Origin of the sequence: Thermosynechococcus sp. PP555 (genome assembly GCF_031583225.1) — a bacterium.
Classification (GTDB): Bacteria; Cyanobacteriota; Cyanobacteriia; order Thermosynechococcales; family Thermosynechococcaceae; genus Thermosynechococcus.
The window spans coordinates 1153291-1169384 of sequence record NZ_CP134168.1 but is presented as its reverse complement, the minus strand read 5'-3'; the positions used below and the strand labels follow the sequence as shown (position 1 = coordinate 1169384).

Genomic DNA, 16094 nt, shown 5'->3' with positions numbered 1-16094 from the left:
TTGGCCTACAGTTCAGGAATTAACCCAATCATAATCAGATTTTTCTTCGTTACATCCATAGAAAGTTCCCCTTCTCCCCTTAGAGAAGGCTGTACAATAATTCATAAAGTTTTCAGAAAACGTTTTGGGAGGTTATGGGTATGGATTGGCGTGTCCTGATTGTCCTGTTACCTGTCCTACTGGCTGCGGGTTGGGCAGTTCGTAACATTCTGCCCTATGCTGTCAAGCAGTTTCAAAAGCTCCTGCAAAAAGCCAAAGCAGCCTAGGACATTGATACGGCTGTATCCTCTGTGGAATTGTTGGGCAAGCGCTCCCCAAGGAACCAGACTGAGTGTGATCTTGGTTTTACTTTGGGGAGACTTTTTTATAATAGGAAGTATATTGTTAACTTTTGTAAATTAGCTTTCAGGTTACTGCCATGCCTTCCCTCGAACAGCTTGCCCATCAACTGGAAAGTCCCAATTCCCGCGATCGCCTGCTGGCGCTAGCCGCGCTACGGGATGTCCCCTCTGCGGATGCCGTACCCCTGATTAAAAAAGTCCTTTGGGACGAAAATCTACAGATTCGCTCAATGGCTGTGTTTGCCCTTGGGGTTAAATCCACACCGGAGTGCTTTGACATTCTGGTGCAGTTGCTCGAGAGTGAACCGGATTATGGTATTCGTGCCGATGCTGCGGGTGCCTTGGGCTATCTCGAAGATGGGCGTGCCTTTGAACCGCTAGTGCGCGCCTTTTATGAAGACACCGATTGGTTAGTGCGCTTTAGTGCTGCTGTGGCGCTGGGCAATCTTAAGGATCCCCGCGCGGTGGATGTATTGCGCTCGGCGCTGAAAAGTCAGGAAGTCGTGATGCTCCAAGGGGCGATCGCCGCTCTGGGGGAAATTGGCGATCCCAGTGTTGTCGAAGATATTTTGCCCTTTGTGACCACAGAGGATTGGTTGGTACGGCAACGGCTCGCTGAAGCTCTGGGCAATCTCCCTAGCCCGAAAACCCAAGCCGCTTTGGAATACCTCGCTAAAGATGAGCATCCCCATGTGGCGACGGCAGCCCAGATTTCTTTGCAACGCTTGCAAGAGCGACTTTCCTCCGAAGTTCAGGGCCCTGGCAATTGAGATCAAACTTTTTTGCCCACTGCGGTTTCTGCCACAACTCTCTAAACTGGAAAGAAAGGCGCGGCATCCGCAGTAACCTATCTCTATGTCTATCCGAATTAAATTTCTTCCTTACCTCGTGGCAGTGCTGGTCGGGGTGGTGGGTGCGATTATTCTTTCACAACTACATTTTGCGCTCTGGTGGGAGCCAGACCTGCTGACCCAACCGCCCCCCATTGTCGAGGCAGAACCAGAAACCACTACTGTTCAGCCCTTACCCCCTCCCCAAACGCCAGCCAACCCGCAACCGAATGGGCTACGCATCAGTAATCAAACAGCCTTTCCGGTGCGCGTGGTGTTGCTCGCTGCCCGCGATCGCGCCCATCCTAATGAAGGAGCAGTTCACTGGGATTTTGCCCCCATGGAGGGCAGTATTAAGGGATTACTATTAACGCTGCCAGAGGGCAAGCTGGCACTTCAGTCAGGGGATATTGTCCTTGCTTTCACGCTGGATGGCTCCAAACGCTACTGGGGGCCCTATGTGATTGGTGAAAATAGCGAACTTCAGCGCGATCGCCAGACCCAAGAGTGGCAACTCACCCTCCGCCCCTAGCAGCAGGAAAACCAGAGGCAGAGGGCATCCCTTTTGTGATTGCTGTTTGAGTGTGGTTCTAGGGTGCTGCCTTAGCCATGGGTTTAGCCGCAGGGTGATGATTTTCTTGGGAGGTGGGGCGGGGTTGAATCACCCCATAGCCCCCATGATTGCGTTCATAGACCACGTTAATTTCTCCCGTATCGCGATTGCGGAAGACATAGAAGTCGTGATCCACCATTTCTAGGTGCTCAAGGGCTTCTTGGATACTCATGGGGGGCATGGCAAAGTATTTCATGCGCACGACTTGTTCGGGCAGTTGGGGGGTGCGATCGCCCACTAAGTCGGTCACCACTGCGGGCTCCACCACACTATTGGTGTCTTTAGCGCGGGACTTGTCTTGGCGTTTTTCTTTGAGTTTACGGAGTTTGCGCGCAATTTTGTCGGCAACGAGATCAATACTGGCGTAGAGATTTTCACTGCTTTCTTCGGCGCGAATGATGGAGCCATTGACAAAGAGGGTCACTTCAGCAGTTTGTTTGGGAGCGGTGCTACGGTTACGAGCCACGGACAGATGCACATCAACTTCATTAATCACATTTTGGAAATGATGGGTGGCTCGCTCAATTTTTTGGTTCACATAGCTGCGAATGCCATCCGTAATATCAATGTTTTTACCATGAATCACTAGCCTCATAGGGTTGCCTCCCCTGAGCAAAACAGATACATCTAAGGCTGATCTACTTCCACCCTAACATCTCCGTATCGGCGATTACAGGGTGTGCTGCCGCTCTTCACCTTTATTCGTGTTCTGTGATAATTCTTATCCTCTAGCTCTTGACAATCTGGCACCCCCTATGAAAACTGCCCTTGGTTGGCATTGTGCCTTGGGGATCATTCCCTACCGCGATGCTTGGCGCTGGCAACAGCAACTGGTGGCTGAGCGCTGCCACAATCCCACTGCCCGAGATGTCCTGCTCACTTTGGAGCATCCCCCCATCTACACCCTTGGTCAAGGGGCAACCACCGCCCACCTTCACTTTGATCCTGTGGCTACTGGCATTGAGGTATTGCGCATTGAGCGCGGAGGCGATGTCACCTACCACTGCCCCGGCCAATTGGTGGCTTACCCGATTTTGAATTTACGCCGCCACCGCTGCGATTTGCATTGGTATCTCCACCAGTTGGAGGAAGTTGTGATTCAAACCCTAGGGCACTATGGCATTAAAGGGGAGCGCGTTGCTGGCCTTACAGGTGTTTGGGTAGAGGGGTACAAGGTGGCCGCAATTGGGATCAAGGTGACCCGCTGGATTACCTTCCACGGCATTGCCCTCAATGTGGTGAACGATCTAAAGGGCTTTGGGCGCATTGTCCCCTGTGGCATTGGCGATCGCCCCGTCGGGAACCTACGGCAGTTTTGTGCCAACATTACCCTAGAGGAGGTGCGCCAGCAGTTTGTGACGGCCTTTGGCCGTGTTTTTGCCCTCGAATTTGCCCCCAAAGCCCTTGCCGATCTCCTGATCCCCATCTCTAGTTGACAAACTTTAATCTTTATTTCAGGAATCGGCTGTTATGAATTGGCAACTTTCGGGGCACAATTTAAGTCTAAGTAGATTAGGATACAGGCCAACTCCCTCTCACCTGCTAGGCTAACGCTATAGGAACCTCAGCTTTATCAGTGCGAGTCGTCATCTTCATCGCGATAAATCTTTTATCTACATTCTTCCTTGCCAAATACTGTTTAGAATCTGTGCTGCTATGATGAACTCCGCTTCCAAAACCCCATCCCCTACACCCACTGTTAGCACCGATATGGTGCGCACCTACCTACAGGAAATTGGACGCGTGCCGCTGCTGACCCATGAGCAGGAAATTATTCTGGGTAAACAAGTGCAGCAAATGATGGCACTGCGGGAAAAACGCGAGGCTCTCACCAAGGAACTGGGACGTGAACCAACCTTTGAAGAATGGGCGGCGGCCTCTCATCTCACGCCGGCGGAATTGCGCAATCTCCTTAAGCGCGGCGAACGCGCCAAGCAAAAAATGATTGAAGCCAACCTACGGCTGGTGGTTTCGGTGGCCAAGAAGTATCAAAAACGCAACCTTGAATTGCTGGACTTGGTGCAAGAGGGCACCCTTGGCCTTGAACGCGGTGTGGAAAAGTTTGATCCCACGCGCGGCTATAAGTTCTCTACCTATGCCTACTGGTGGATTCGTCAGGCCATTACGCGGGCGATCGCCCAACAGGGGCGAACCATTCGGCTGCCCATCCACATTACCGAGAAGCTGAACAAGATCAAACGCACCCAACGCGAATTGGCGCAAAAATTGGGACGGAGTGCAACCCCTGCTGAGGTGGCAGCAGCCCTAGAACTCGAACCGGAGCAAATTCGTGAATACCTGACCCTTGCGCGCCAACCCGTTTCCCTTGATCTGCGCGTTGGGGACAATCAGGACACTGAACTCGGTGAACTGCTCGAGGATGACAGTCTTTCGCCAGAGCAATTTACTACGGTGGAGTCCCTCCGCGATGATGTCAACCTGTGGCTGGCGGAACTTACCCCGCAACAACGGCAAGTCCTCACCCTGCGCTACGGGTTAGGGAATGGCCAAGAGCTGTCCCTTGCTAAGGTGGGTGAACAACTCAACCTCAGCCGTGAACGGGTGCGGCAACTGGAGCGGCAAGCCCTTGATCATCTGCGGCGGCGGCGCCAGCAAATGTATGAATACTTGGCCAGCTAAGGCGTGGATTGAGGCGCTTGATCTGCAACCCCATCCAGAGGGGGGCTATTTCCGTGAGGTCTATCGCTCAGCAGGGAGTATTCCCGCAGCGGTTTTGCCTTCAGGTTTTCAGGGGGGCGATCGCCCCTACTGTACGAGTATTTACTTTTTGCTCCCCTCCACGGCCTGTTCGCGACTGCACCGCATTGCCAGTGATGAACTGTGGCACTTTTACACGGGCAGTAGCCTGACGATTCATGTGATTCTACCAACGGGCGAGTATCAGCCCCTGCGCTTGGGGATGAATATCGATCAGGGGGAGCAATGGCAACAGGTGGTACCAGCGGGAGCATGGTTTGGAGCAACGGTGGATGCGCCAGACAGTTTTAGTCTTGTGGGGTGTACGGTGGCGCCGGGATTTGACTTTCGCGATTTTGAATTGGGCGATCGCCAGCAATTGCAGCAGCAGTTTCCTCAGCACCAGAGATTAATTGAACGCTTGACGCCCTAGACATTAAAGAGCGTTTGCAAGCGGCGACGAATCCACTGCAAGGGGGGCAGGCTTTTGATTTCTTGGGAGTTCACGAGGCCGAGTTCTTGGAGAACCTGTTGTCGTGCCGCTAGCTCGTGGGCAATCTCTTCCGCCAATTGGGGTTGAGCTTGCAGCAGGCGCTGTACCGCTGAACGATGCACCACAAATAGAACTGTTTCTTCTAACGCCCGCACTGTGGCCGATCGCGGCATTCCCGTTAGCACTGAAATTTCGCCAAAGAAATCGCCCTCATAGAGGGTGGCTAAGATTTGATCCAACTGCTCAGAGCGCACTTCCACTGATCCCTCAAGGACAATGTAAAAGGCATCCCCCGGATCGCCCTCAGAGCAGATAATTTCCCCCACACCATAAAATTGACGATTGCCCAACTCAATCAGCATTTGCAATTCCGCATTGGAACAGCAGGAAAAGCAACTGATATTGCGCAGTAGATCAGCAAGGGAGGGTTCGGTTTTGACCATTTCAGGAGCTACTGGCTCACTCACCGCTGTGGTTTCGGGCACACTGGCCACAGAACGGTGGTAGTAATGAGCCAAGGAGCGCAGTTCCCCCAAGTCGCGCAACCGCAAATCCAACTGGGGAAAAGGCACTTCAATCTGCCGCTGCCGTAATTCCTGCTCAATGAGAAAATTGAGGGCGCTTTTAATGGGTTCAGAATCTTGGGGGCGGTTAATCCACACCAGTAGTTCAAAGAGGTAGGCATTCTCGCCAAAACCGCGAAACCAAACGCTGGGGGGTGGGGTGAGCAGGACGCGCGGATCCTGACGGGCGGCACTGAGGAGCGCTTCGGTCACCAGAACCGTATCACTGCCATAGGCGACACTCACAGGGATATGGATACGGCTATCGGGACTACCGTAACTCCAGTTAACGACGTTCTTTTCAATAAAGCGGTTGTTGGGGACAATCACGTACTGGCTATCGTTGGTGCGGATAATCGTAGCGCGAATTGAAATTTTCTCCACCGTGCCCAGCAGGCCATCCACTTCAATAAAATCGCCGACTTTAATCGGATGTTCCAACAAAATCGCTAAACCGCTAATAAAGTTACTGGCGAGGGTTTGCAAACCAAAACCAAAACCGATCCCCAAGACCCCCGCTAACACCGTCAGGGAACTGAGGTCAATGCCCGCGGTTTGTAGAACAACAATAAAGCCAATAAAGCTGAGGCTATAGCTAACCACACGGGTGATGGTTTCTTGGCTACCGCGATCCACCCGTAACTGCATGAGAATCCGACTCTTGAGCCACTCGCTCACCCAGCGGGAGGTAAAAATCACTGCGAGGGAGAGAAAGAGAATTAAAAAGAGAAAGTTTAGGGTAATTTGCGTCCGCCCCAACTCCATAAAGGGGGTGTTAAACACCACGGCCACCCGTTTGAGGAGAAACTGAATCGTGCTATCGATGCGCTCATGCCAAGGGGAAAGACTTTGAACCGATTGCAGAATCCAAGATAAAACGAGTGCCCAGAGTAAAATCCGCAGCGTCAGGCGCAATAGACTAGCGCCAAGGGAGAGCCAAGGCTGGGATTGTTGGCTGGCTTTTTGGTCAAGCCGCTGTTGCAGTTGATGAATCCCCAAGTTCAGCAGCAGCCAGTCCGTGAGCATCGCAATGCCAACAATCCCCACAATTTGAGCCGCTTCAATGAACGCGACCCGCAGCCGTTGAGTTCGCGCCAGTTGAGCAATGAGAATACTTGAAGGGGCTGCTGCTAAAAATAAACTGAGGTACTTCATCATGGTCCTAAAGATTGTGCGCGAGCGGCTTTAATGACTGCCACCACGTCGGCATGTTTTCCATCCAACGCCCACACCAAAGCTGTCCAAGAATTCTGATCCTTGGCGTTGAGATCTGCACCTGCTGCAATCAGTTGTTTGACCGTAGCCGTCTCTCCTTTGGCTGCTGCGGCCATTAAGGGGGTCAAACCAAAGGTCGTTTGAGCGTTGACATTGGCACCGGCGGCTAACAGTTTCTCCACAATGGCGGTATGTCCACCGCCGGCAGCAGCCATCAATGGTGTCCAACCCTCGCTGTCCCCTTGGTTAACATCGACGCCGGCGACAATCAGGGCATTGACAATCTCCGTGTGCCCCAGTTCTGCTGCCAGTGCCAGCGCTTCCGTTTTCAACTCGATACCGTTGGCGATCGCCTCCTGGACAGCGGTCAGGTCTCCTTGCTCAATGGCGGTTTCAATTTCTGTCATTCCCTGCGTCATTGCCTGTAGCCTGCCTCTAATAAAGAAAAGATAATCTATCTGAGTTAAAATGAGGTCTGCATTGAGTTCAGGATCGCATGCAATGGATATTATCACGCTCGGTTGGGTGGGTGTTCTCAGTGTCTTTACGCTCTCGATCGCCTTTGTGGTGTGGGGTCGCCACGGCATGTAGCCACCTAGGACTGGGGCAATGACGGTTTCATTGGCGGATCTTCTGGTTCTGGTGGCCTTGCTGCTGCTGATTGTCGTCACTGGTGGCATTGGCTATCTGACTTTTGCGGAGTGGCGCGATCGCCGGCGGCTGCAAGCAGAGCAAAAAGAACAACGACGGGGGCGCAAGCGTTAATGGTTGCTCCTCTACGGCTTTTGGGCGATCGCCTCCTCAGTGCCCTGCAAACCGCACTTCCTTTAGATACCTATCCCCAGCCGCTCCTGCTGCCGGCCAGTCAAGCCAAGTTTGGCGACTATCAATCCAATGTTTGCCTGAGCCTCGCCAAGCAGGTGGGCAAAGCACCCCGTGAGCTAGCCCAAGAGGTGGTGGCACATCTCAATGTTGAGGATCTCTGTCAACCCGTCGAAATTGCTGGTCCGGGCTTTCTCAATTTTCGTCTCAAGCCAGACTTTCTGGCGCGCAGCCTGCAAGCCGCTATTGGGAGCGATCGCTTGGGGATTCCGCCAGCGCGAGAGCCACGCCGGGTGGTGGTTGATTTTTCTAGCCCCAACATTGCCAAGGAAATGCACGTGGGTCACCTGCGCTCCACGATTATTGGTGACTGCATTGCCCGCATTCTGGAGTTTCAAGGCCACAATGTCCTGCGGCTCAACCATGTGGGGGACTGGGGAACGCAGTTTGGCATGCTCATTGCCTACCTTGAGGAGGTTTATCCCGACGCCCTCACAACCGCCAATGCCCTTGACTTAGGTGACTTGGTGACATTCTACAAAAAGGCCAAGCAACGCTTTGACAGCGATCCAAACTTTCAGCAGAAGGCACGGCAGCAGGTGGTGGCACTCCAGCAGGGAGAAGAACAGAGTCGCCGCGCTTGGCAACTGCTGTGTGAGCAATCCCGCCGCGAGTTTCAAAAGATCTACGATCTGCTGGATATTGAACTCACCGAACGAGGGGAGTCCTTCTACAATCCCTTTTTGCCCGCGGTGATTGAGGACTTAGCCGCTCTTGGCCTCGTGGTGGAGGATCAGGGGGCAAAGGTCGTCTTCTTGGAAGGTTTCACCAATAAAGAGGGGCAGCCCCAACCCTTAATTATTCAGAAGTCCGATGGGGGCTACAACTACGCGACCACGGATTTAGCCGCCCTGCGCTACCGCATTGACAAAGACCGAGCAGATTGGATTATCTATGTTACCGATGTTGGGCAGTCCACCCACTTTGCCCAAGTCTTTCAAGTGGCGCAGCGCGCGGGTTGGGTGCCGCCCCATGTCACGTTAACCCATGTCCCCTTTGGCTTAGTGTTGGGGGAAGATGGCAAACGCTTGAAAACCCGTTCTGGGGAAACGATTCGCCTGATGGATTTGTTGACGGAGGCGATCGCCCGCAGTCGAGCGGATTTAGAACAGCGCCTTGCCACTGAAGGCCGTCGTGAATCTCCAGAATTCATTGACACCGTGGCACGGGCGATCGGTATCGGTGCTGTCAAATACGCAGATCTTAGCCAAAACCGCAACAGTAACTACGTCTTTAGCTACGACAAGATGCTCTCCCTACAGGGGAATACCGCTCCCTATTTGTTCTATGCCTATGTGCGTGTCCAAGGACTGACCCGGCGCGGCGACATTGATTGGCGCACCCTCTCACCAGATACCCCCCTTTTCCTAGAGGATGAAACAGAGCAAAACTTGGCCAAGCACCTTGTGCAACTGGAGGAAACCCTCGACCTTGTGAGCGCTGAGCTATTGCCCAACCGCCTCTGCCAATACCTCTTTGAACTGAGCCAGCTTTTCAACCAGTTCTACGATCGCTGTCCCATCCTCTCGGCAACTGAGCCAACGAAGCAATCCCGTCTCACCCTTGCCTATCTTACTGCTCAGACTCTGAAGCTAGGACTATCCCTACTGGGGATTCGGGTTTTGGATCGGATTTAGCGCCTTCTCGCTATACTGGGGCGCAGCACCACTGTTGTTTCTGGAATTTTCTAGAGTGAGGGAAGCCTGTTCTCTAACCTTTTGCTGGCGGTGATTTTCCTGCTGATATGGCCGCACATGTATCTCATGCAGTTTTATTTTCGGCTATTTCGCCGTGAGTTACCCAACAGCCTAGAACTGGGCGCTTTGTTCATCATGTTCGTCATGGCAGGGGGGACAGGTCTCGGTCTGCTAGGGGGTATCGCCGTGGGTTTGGGTCTATTGCCGTGGCTTTGGCCTGAGTTGGGTCAACTATGGCAAGGGTTAACGGTGGTCGCGATCTATTTTGTGAATTCGCTGATCTGGTTTGAACTCGGCTATCGCTGGGGTCAGTGGGAAGCAAAGCGTTAAGTCTCTTCACAGTGTTGAGCCTGTTCTATTCATGGGAAAAGGGCTGTAAGATACATTGGTTGTTTGTGCGATCGCGACAGCACAATGATTAAAAATGATATTTGGATTCGAGCCATGGCGGCTCAGGGCATGATTCAGCCTTTTGAACCGACACTGGTGCGGCGGGTGGCTGAGCAGCCCGTGATTAGTTTTGGCCTTTCTTCCTACGGTTACGATATTCGCCTCAGCCCGAAGGAGTTTCGTATCTTTCGCCATGTGCCGGGGACGGTGGTGGATCCCAAAAACTTTAACCCGGCAAATCTGGAATCTGCGCCCCTCCATGAAGATGCCAATGGTGCCTTCTTTATTTTGCCCGCCCATTCCTACGGTCTTGGGGTGGCGCTAGAACGCCTACAGGTTCCTGAAAATGTCACGGTTCTGTGTATTGGTAAAAGCTCCTATGCCCGTGCGGGGATTATTGCTAACCTGACACCGGCAGAGGCGGGCTGGCGAGGCCATCTGACCTTAGAATTCTCAAATTCTTCCAGTGCAGACTGTCGCATCTATGCCAATGAGGGAGTGGTGCAATTGCTCTTTTTTGAGGGTGAACCCTGCGATGTCAGTTATGAAACGCGGCGGGGCAAATACCAAGATCAGCCGGAGGCCGTCACATTGGCACGGGTTTGAGTGAGTTGCTGCAACAGCCGTTGGGGTCCATGGTGTCCCCATTGATAGCCCTGCTGAAGATAGGGGTCTAGGCGGCGGCGAATCTGTTGGTAGCCCCAGAAGATCACTCCCCCCTGGAGGACAACAGTCGTATTGACTCCCCAGAGTTCACTGCCGAAGGTCAAGCCTTGCCAACTGGAAAGATAAATCGCCGCATACCACAGTAAGACAAACTGACTCAGACTCCCAAAGGCCGGTAGGGGAAAGGGCACGGCATAGGCTTGGCACGCTTTGCGGATATAGGCAAGGGTACTGATTATCGCCAGCACGACATCGAAAAATCCCCCCGGCAGCAGCAGGCTACCCACCATCTGTGCGGTTAACCAAGACCATGCCGACGTGTCTTGCGTGCCAAGAGCTGCCCCGAGGTTCTGTTCAACTTGGCTGGCTTGGTGGAGAATTCGCAGGGCACGGGCTTGGGGAGCCTCCTGTTGTAACCACTGCTGAAGAAGCTGTCGCAGTTCTGGAATGCCTTGACCTGTTGTGCTGCTCACGGCAATACCTTCGGCCATTGGCGGGTAGAGATCCGCCTTGGTGAGAATGAGCTTGTGGGGAATCCTAAGGGTGTTTAGGCGATCGCGGGCTTGGCATTCGACGGGGGTAAGGCTGTCTTGGGTCACAAAAAGGACAAGATCGGCAGTCTCAACGGCACTCCATGTCATGCTTTCGCGGTTACTACCCGCGACTTCATCCAGCCCAGGGGTATCCGTGAGATCGACGATTTGATCTTGACAGTGCCAGCGAACCGTTCGCGGCCATCGAGTCGTGCCATGAAGGGCGCCCACAGGAAAAATCGCTTCGCCATAGAGGGCATTTAAAAGGGCGGACTTGCCGCGGCTCACTTGACCCAAGACAACAATGTGCCATGCACTCTGGTGGAGGCGATCGCGCAACTCATAGAGGGGCTGCCATTGGGCACTCAATTGGGGATGGTGCACCTGATGCCACGCGAGAAGTTCCTCTAGACATTTAGCCGTTATGTCTAGGATAGGGAGGCTACTCACGGCGAAGGAGCGACCAATTGGAGGCCACCACTAAACCAACCGCAGCAATTAAGACGACAGGAAAGGGAATTACCCACTGCCGTAGGTGCAATACGGCTTCGCTGAGCAGGAACAAAATAATAAAGCTGGCGATCGCAATCCCCATAGGCTAGCGACGGCGGCTGGGTTCTTCTAAAAAGAAGGCCTTTTCCCCACTGGGCAAGGTGGCATCGCGGAATGTTCGTACCCGTGCTAGGCGATCGCGCCCCCCGAGAATCGCATCCACTAACTTTGCCCCCCCGAGAATGGCTCGATCCAAACGGGTGATGAGTAGGCTTGCCCCGCTGAGGTTGGCGCTGCTCAGGTTGGCACCGCGTAAATTGGCAGCATTGAGGTTTGCCCCCCGCAGATCCGCTCCCTGAAGATTCCGACCCCGCAAGCGGGCATAGCTGAGATCACAGTTGGGGCAGTTGCCCGTGCGCCGCAGTTGTTCTAAATGGGCTGGATTGGCGGCCCAAGCAGGGGTACTGACTAGGAGCAGGAAAAGGGCAGGCGCAACCTTGGCAATCATCGCACTCTCTCAACGGTGTCTATACTGGACATCCTAACCTACGCCGGTTGTACCAGATTTTCAAGGCCATCCACCACCTTAGCCGAGAGAATTTTATCCCCTTGGCGCAGTTGCCGCAGGGTTTCTTCTCCCTCCACGACATAGCCAAAGACGGCATAGCGACCATCCAAAAGGTTCAGTCCTGCGGGGGTCAACTCCGGTTCAAAGAGCAAAAAGAAAAACTGCGAGGAACCACCATTGGGATCATCACTGGGTCGGGCTAAGGCAACGGTGCCATAGGCAGCAAACGGCAGCACAGGATGTTCGAGGTAACGACCCGCATCCTCAAGGGTGATGCCATAGAGGGGATACTTGTCGCCCTCCACCAGAATTTCAAGGGGAATGGCACGGTATTGGTTCGTTTCTGGATCAATAAAGCCCACCTCTGGCCCTGGGGGATCTCCTGCTTGCAGCACATAGGATTCCTCAGCACGGGTAAAGGGGAGGCCATCGTAGAAGTGGCGTTGTACTAAATCCACAAAGTTGCCGGCGGTCAGGGGGGCACTGTAACCATCGACAACAATCGTCAGGTTCCCCTTAGTAGTTTCCATTTCCACGGTGGCACGGCCCAGCAATCGCGGCAGGTGCTCGTAGCCCTTGGGAGGCGTATAGCTCACGTTTTGTACCATCATGGCCTCCAAGTCCCCCACTTTGTCGAGGGCAGCGGCTTTAGCGGGCAAGAGTTGGCTGCGATCTTTGGTTTTGGCGGCTTCCTGAAGTGTATCGAGGGAGGTCTCTAACTCCGCCAAGAGGGTTTTGGCCGCCTCCTGTTTCTCGGCAGGGATACTTTTGAGCAGTTCATCGGCGCGATCGCGAACAATGGCTTTCGCCTTGCTGATGTTACTGGCAATTTTTGACCACTGTTTGCCCCGCACCCAAAAAGAGATTTGTTCTAGATCCTTTTGCAGTTCTCGTACCGTTGGATTGTCAATCGGTAAGGCCCAACGGAGCAGCGCTTTGGGATCAGTAATGGCATTCCCTTGGGGCAGGGCAGCAATTAATGGATGGTCAACAGGCAGCGCGATCGCCAGTGGCGGCAGCAGGAAGGTTTCCAACCAGAGGAGCAGTATCACCAAAACAGCAAGCCAGCGTTTGCGTCGTTTCACCGTTTCTTCCCATGACCGTCTCCCCCCAGTGTATCGGACAGGGCGATCGCCCTCCAAGGGGGAGCTTTTCATTTTTATTTCATTTTCTTGAAGCTTCTGTGTTAGGCTGAGAATTATGAAAGGATTATGAAAATGGAAAATGCAATGCGGCAACTGAGTTGGTTATTGGTGGGAGTACTCGTAGTGGGGGGATGTGCCGCTCTTGCGCCTGAGCAGCGGGAAACAACTGGTCAAATGCAAACCGACCGGGATGAACGCCCCTTGGTGCTGACCACGTTTACAGTCCTTGCGGATATGGCACAAGCGGTGGCGGGCGATCGCCTGCGGGTGGAGTCACTCATTAAAGCGGGAGCGGAAGTCCACGGCTATGAATTCACTCCTAGTGACCTTGTGCGGGGACAGGAAGCTGCCCTCATTTTAGAAAATGGCCTTGGCCTCGAACGCTGGGGCGATCGCTTCTACAACAGCCTACCGAATGTGCCCCGCGTCACGCTCACAGAGGGGATTACCCCCATTCCCATTCAAGAGGGGGCCTACCGCGGACAACCCAACCCCCATGCTTGGATGTCACCCCAAAATGCCCTGATTTATGTTGACAACATTCGCAAAGCGCTCACAGACCTCGATCCTGCTGGCGCGGAGATCTATGCCGCCAACGCCGCAGCCTATAAAGCCCAAATTCGCGCCCTTGATCAAGAGCTACGTCAAGCCCTAGCAGCCCTCCCCGCCAACAAACGCTACATCGTCACCTGTGAAGGTGCCTTCTCCTACCTAGCGCGGGACTATGACCTTGAGGAAGTGTATCTCTGGCCTGTGAATGCCGATGAGGAAGGGACGCCGCGACAAATGACACGGGTGATTGACATTGTGCGACGGCAACAGATTCCCGCTGTCTTTTGCGAAAGTACGGTTAATGCCGGTCCGCAACAACAGGTGGCGCGGGAGTCTGGCGCCACATTTGGCGGCATTTTCTATGTGGATTCCCTATCGTCCCCTGAGGGCAATGCCCCCACCTATCTTGAGCTCCTGCGCTACAACATCCACACCCTGATTCGCGGTCTCACCGGGAGGACAGCCTCATGATTTCTAGCCCTGCCATTGATTTACAAGATGTGACGGTGGCCTATCATCGCCATCTTGCCCTCCATGGGGCAACGCTGCAACTGCCCGCCGGCACGATCTGTGGGGTGGTGGGCATGAATGGGGCGGGTAAATCCACCCTTTTCAAGGCCATCATGGGGTTTGTCAAGCCGATCCGAGGTCAGGTGCGCATTCATGGCTTACCCCGACAGCAGGTACAACGGCAGTCCTTGGTGGCCTATGTCCCCCAGAGTGAAGATGTGGACTGGCAGTTTCCGCTGCGGGTTTGGGATGTCGTGATGATGGGGCGCTATGGCAAAATGAACTGGCTGCGCCAACCAACCGCGCGCGATCGCCAGCGGGTACGGGAAAGTCTAGAACAGGTGGAATTGTGGCCCTTGCGGCACCGCCAAATTGGCGAACTCTCCGGCGGACAAAAGAAGCGAATGTTCCTTGCCCGCGCCTTTGCCCAAGAAGCACAGGTGTTGCTCTTGGATGAACCCTTTGCGGGTGTGGATGTAAAAACGGAGAAACTGATTATTGATCTCCTCATGGCGGAGCGGGAGAAGGGGCACACGATTCTCATCTCCACCCACGATCTCTCCTCGATTACCACCTTTTGTGATCAGGTGGTGCTGGTGAACCGCAGCATCCTAGCCTATGGCCGCACCAGTGAGGTCTTTACCCCTGAAAATCTCGCGCGAGCCTTCGAGGGATCCCTGCGGATCCCCCGCCGCTGTGACTAGCCCCGACGAATCGGCGTACCACAGGGATAGGTGGCTACAGGTGCTGCAGGGGGCAGGTCTTTCACCTTGTGCTGAAGTTGCGCTTGCAGGTAGAGCTGCTGCAGGCGTTCGACCATTTCGCCGCGGCGATCGTAGAGGCGTTTGAGGGGACGGGGTTGACAACGATTGAGGCAGTAGGCGGTAAGGATGGGAAGAGCGATCGTGCTATCGGTGTAGCAGACTACGGTATCCCGCAACCCTTGGGGATCCACCTTGCCCCAACTGACGGCTTCACTGGGCACAGCGCCCGAGAGGCCACCCGTATCCGGCCGCGCATCGGTAATCTGAATAAAGTAATCGTGCCCCCGTTCCTCTAATCCCAAAACCTCGTGGATCTGTGGCTGGGTTTGCAGCAGGAAGTTTTTCGGACTCCCGCCACCAATAATGAGAGCGGCGCTCTTACCATTTCCCTCAGCGGCTTCGCGGGCAAAGTAAGCAATCGCAGCGGTTTCATTGACATCAATGGCGGGGTCAATGATCAGTTTCGACCCTTCGAGGGCGATCGCCGCCACATTCATACCAATGGAGCTATCACCGGGGGAGGAGGTGTAAATGGGCACCCCACACTCATAGGCCGTGGCCAAGAGACAGGAATGGGTTTGTCCCCGCTGCACTTCCAGTTCGCGGACATAGCGCCCTAGGTGATAGTGAAACTCGGCGGTGCCCATGCGGCGTTGGAAGGTTTCACTGCGCAGCACTTGCCGCAAAAACGCATCGGTTTCAAGGAGCACATCGTAGTCAAAGATAATGTCATAGATGCGGATTTTGCTTTCCTTGCGCAGTTGCACATCATCGACAAAAGGATGCGCCGCATAGAGATCCATGCCGAGGGCATAGTGAATATCGTGGTAGAGGTTTGCTCCAGTACTGATGATGTAATCAATAAACCCAGCGCGCACCAAAGGCGCCAGAGCCGAGATTCCCAAACCCGCAGGCGTCATCGCCCCTGAGAGGCTCAGACCAACCGTCACTTCTGGCCGAAACACCCGTTGGCTCAACAATTGGCAAATTTCCCGTAGCCGTGCTGAGTTATAGGCGGTGAAGTATTTATCAATGAGTTCTGTCAGGCTGATATTATCGGGAATGGGAGCAGGGGTAATGGGGGTAGCAAATGCAGACATCGGTCGTTCCTCGCAAGCTAATTCCACAGCAGGCGCAGCCGCT

Annotated in this window: 21 protein-coding genes; 13 read left to right on the top strand and 8 right to left on the bottom strand. The window is 54.0% G+C overall.

The features are described 5' to 3' along the window. Nucleotides 1–134 precede the first annotated feature (134 nt). The 3 genes from RHH27_RS05515 to RHH27_RS05505 all read left to right on the top strand — a co-directional run bounded on the left by RHH27_RS05515 (nucleotide 135) and on the right by RHH27_RS05505 (nucleotide 1703). A complete protein-coding gene (locus tag RHH27_RS05515) occupies nucleotides 135–266 on the top strand; it encodes a photosystem II protein Y (protein WP_149817644.1) in 132 nt (43 codons plus the stop codon). 152 nt (nucleotides 267–418) lie between these two features. After that, a complete protein-coding gene (locus RHH27_RS05510; protein ID WP_206201415.1) occupies nucleotides 419–1111 on the top strand; it encodes a HEAT repeat domain-containing protein in 693 nt (230 codons plus the stop codon). Between the two features lie 85 nt (nucleotides 1112–1196). Next, nucleotides 1197–1703 carry a hypothetical protein gene (locus RHH27_RS05505; RefSeq protein WP_302679059.1) on the top strand — a complete coding sequence of 169 codons (507 nt, stop codon included), beginning with the start codon at nucleotides 1197–1199 and terminating at the stop codon, nucleotides 1701–1703. Between the two features lie 58 nt (nucleotides 1704–1761). On the opposite strand, the gene hpf is transcribed toward RHH27_RS05505, so the two are convergent. Next, on the bottom strand, nucleotides 1762–2379 hold the full coding sequence (hpf, locus tag RHH27_RS05500) for a ribosome hibernation-promoting factor, HPF/YfiA family (protein ID WP_302679058.1): 618 nt from the start codon (nucleotides 2377–2379) through the stop codon (nucleotides 1762–1764). Between the two features lie 160 nt (nucleotides 2380–2539). On the opposite strand from hpf, the gene lipB reads away from it, so the two are divergent. The 3 genes from lipB to RHH27_RS05485 all read left to right on the top strand — a co-directional run bounded on the left by lipB (nucleotide 2540) and on the right by RHH27_RS05485 (nucleotide 4914). After that, on the top strand, nucleotides 2540–3220 hold the full coding sequence (lipB, locus tag RHH27_RS05495) for a lipoyl(octanoyl) transferase LipB (protein WP_206201412.1): 681 nt from the start codon (nucleotides 2540–2542) through the stop codon (nucleotides 3218–3220). A gap of 220 nt (nucleotides 3221–3440) precedes the next feature. Continuing rightward, nucleotides 3441–4424 carry an RNA polymerase sigma factor, RpoD/SigA family gene (locus RHH27_RS05490; protein WP_315862901.1) on the top strand — a complete coding sequence of 328 codons (984 nt, stop codon included), beginning with the start codon at nucleotides 3441–3443 and terminating at the stop codon, nucleotides 4422–4424. Then, complete coding sequence (locus RHH27_RS05485) at nucleotides 4405–4914, top strand: cupin domain-containing protein (RefSeq protein WP_302679057.1); 510 nt, start codon at nucleotides 4405–4407, stop codon at nucleotides 4912–4914. Before RHH27_RS05490 ends, RHH27_RS05485 begins: the two co-directional genes overlap by 20 nt. On the opposite strand, the gene RHH27_RS05480 is transcribed toward RHH27_RS05485, so the two are convergent. Then, complete coding sequence (locus RHH27_RS05480; RefSeq protein ID WP_302679056.1) at nucleotides 4911–6695, bottom strand: mechanosensitive ion channel domain-containing protein; 1785 nt, start codon at nucleotides 6693–6695, stop codon at nucleotides 4911–4913. The two genes, RHH27_RS05485 and RHH27_RS05480, sit on opposite strands and share 4 nt — an antisense overlap. Next, nucleotides 6692–7171 carry an ankyrin repeat domain-containing protein gene (locus tag RHH27_RS05475; protein WP_310742768.1) on the bottom strand — a complete coding sequence of 160 codons (480 nt, stop codon included), beginning with the start codon at nucleotides 7169–7171 and terminating at the stop codon, nucleotides 6692–6694. The genes RHH27_RS05480 and RHH27_RS05475 overlap by 4 nt, the downstream gene beginning before the upstream one ends. An 82-nt stretch (nucleotides 7172–7253) precedes the next feature. Here RHH27_RS05475 and petN point away from each other — a divergent pair, with 82 nt between their 5' ends. The 5 genes from petN to dcd all read left to right on the top strand — a co-directional run bounded on the left by petN (nucleotide 7254) and on the right by dcd (nucleotide 10327). After that, on the top strand, nucleotides 7254–7343 hold the full coding sequence (petN, locus tag RHH27_RS05470) for a cytochrome b6-f complex subunit PetN (protein WP_011056671.1): 90 nt from the start codon (nucleotides 7254–7256) through the stop codon (nucleotides 7341–7343). Between the two features lie 18 nt (nucleotides 7344–7361). Beyond that, nucleotides 7362–7517, top strand: coding sequence for a hypothetical protein (locus tag RHH27_RS05465; RefSeq protein WP_149817663.1), 156 nt, complete (start codon nucleotides 7362–7364; stop codon nucleotides 7515–7517). Further along, a complete protein-coding gene (argS, locus tag RHH27_RS05460; RefSeq protein WP_302679054.1) occupies nucleotides 7517–9271 on the top strand; it encodes an arginine--tRNA ligase in 1755 nt (584 codons plus the stop codon). Before RHH27_RS05465 ends, argS begins: the two co-directional genes overlap by 1 nt. Before the next feature lie 126 nt (nucleotides 9272–9397). Continuing rightward, nucleotides 9398–9661 (top strand): hypothetical protein, encoded by a 264-nt coding sequence (locus RHH27_RS05455; RefSeq protein ID WP_302676543.1) that lies wholly within the window; start codon nucleotides 9398–9400, stop codon nucleotides 9659–9661. Between the two features lie 84 nt (nucleotides 9662–9745). Next, nucleotides 9746–10327, top strand: a complete 582-nt coding sequence (gene dcd / locus RHH27_RS05450) for a dCTP deaminase (RefSeq protein ID WP_181496856.1) — start codon at nucleotides 9746–9748, stop codon at nucleotides 10325–10327. Here dcd and RHH27_RS05445 read toward each other — a convergent pair. The 4 genes from RHH27_RS05445 to RHH27_RS05430 are packed head-to-tail and all read right to left on the bottom strand — an operon-like array spanning nucleotide 10294 to nucleotide 13137. Next, nucleotides 10294–11370, bottom strand: coding sequence for an Era-like GTP-binding protein (locus tag RHH27_RS05445; protein WP_302679053.1), 1077 nt, complete (start codon nucleotides 11368–11370; stop codon nucleotides 10294–10296). The genes dcd and RHH27_RS05445 overlap by 34 nt on opposite strands. Further along, nucleotides 11363–11515: a hypothetical protein gene (locus tag RHH27_RS05440; RefSeq protein ID WP_190278162.1), complete on the bottom strand. Its 153-nt coding sequence runs from the start codon at nucleotides 11513–11515 to the stop codon at nucleotides 11363–11365. Before RHH27_RS05440 ends, RHH27_RS05445 begins: the two co-directional genes overlap by 8 nt. Before the next feature lie 3 nt (nucleotides 11516–11518). Continuing rightward, nucleotides 11519–11920 carry a pentapeptide repeat-containing protein gene (locus RHH27_RS05435; RefSeq protein WP_302679052.1) on the bottom strand — a complete coding sequence of 134 codons (402 nt, stop codon included), beginning with the start codon at nucleotides 11918–11920 and terminating at the stop codon, nucleotides 11519–11521. A 38-nt stretch (nucleotides 11921–11958) separates the two neighbouring features. Next, complete coding sequence (locus RHH27_RS05430; protein ID WP_302679051.1) at nucleotides 11959–13137, bottom strand: peptidylprolyl isomerase; 1179 nt, start codon at nucleotides 13135–13137, stop codon at nucleotides 11959–11961. A 60-nt stretch (nucleotides 13138–13197) separates the two neighbouring features. Here RHH27_RS05430 and RHH27_RS05425 point away from each other — a divergent pair, with 60 nt between their 5' ends. After that, the gene (locus RHH27_RS05425; protein WP_302679050.1) at nucleotides 13198–14148 is read left to right on the top strand and encodes a metal ABC transporter substrate-binding protein; all 951 of its coding nucleotides are present in this window, start codon (nucleotides 13198–13200) and stop codon (nucleotides 14146–14148) included. Then, nucleotides 14145–14891 carry a metal ABC transporter ATP-binding protein gene (locus RHH27_RS05420; RefSeq protein WP_302679049.1) on the top strand — a complete coding sequence of 249 codons (747 nt, stop codon included), beginning with the start codon at nucleotides 14145–14147 and terminating at the stop codon, nucleotides 14889–14891. The genes RHH27_RS05425 and RHH27_RS05420 overlap by 4 nt, the downstream gene beginning before the upstream one ends. Here the strand turns inward: RHH27_RS05420 and speY are convergent. Continuing rightward, the gene (gene speY / locus RHH27_RS05415) at nucleotides 14888–16051 is read right to left on the bottom strand and encodes a homospermidine biosynthesis protein (protein WP_286649814.1); all 1164 of its coding nucleotides are present in this window, start codon (nucleotides 16049–16051) and stop codon (nucleotides 14888–14890) included. The genes RHH27_RS05420 and speY overlap by 4 nt on opposite strands. Nucleotides 16052–16094: the final 43 nt, after the last annotated feature.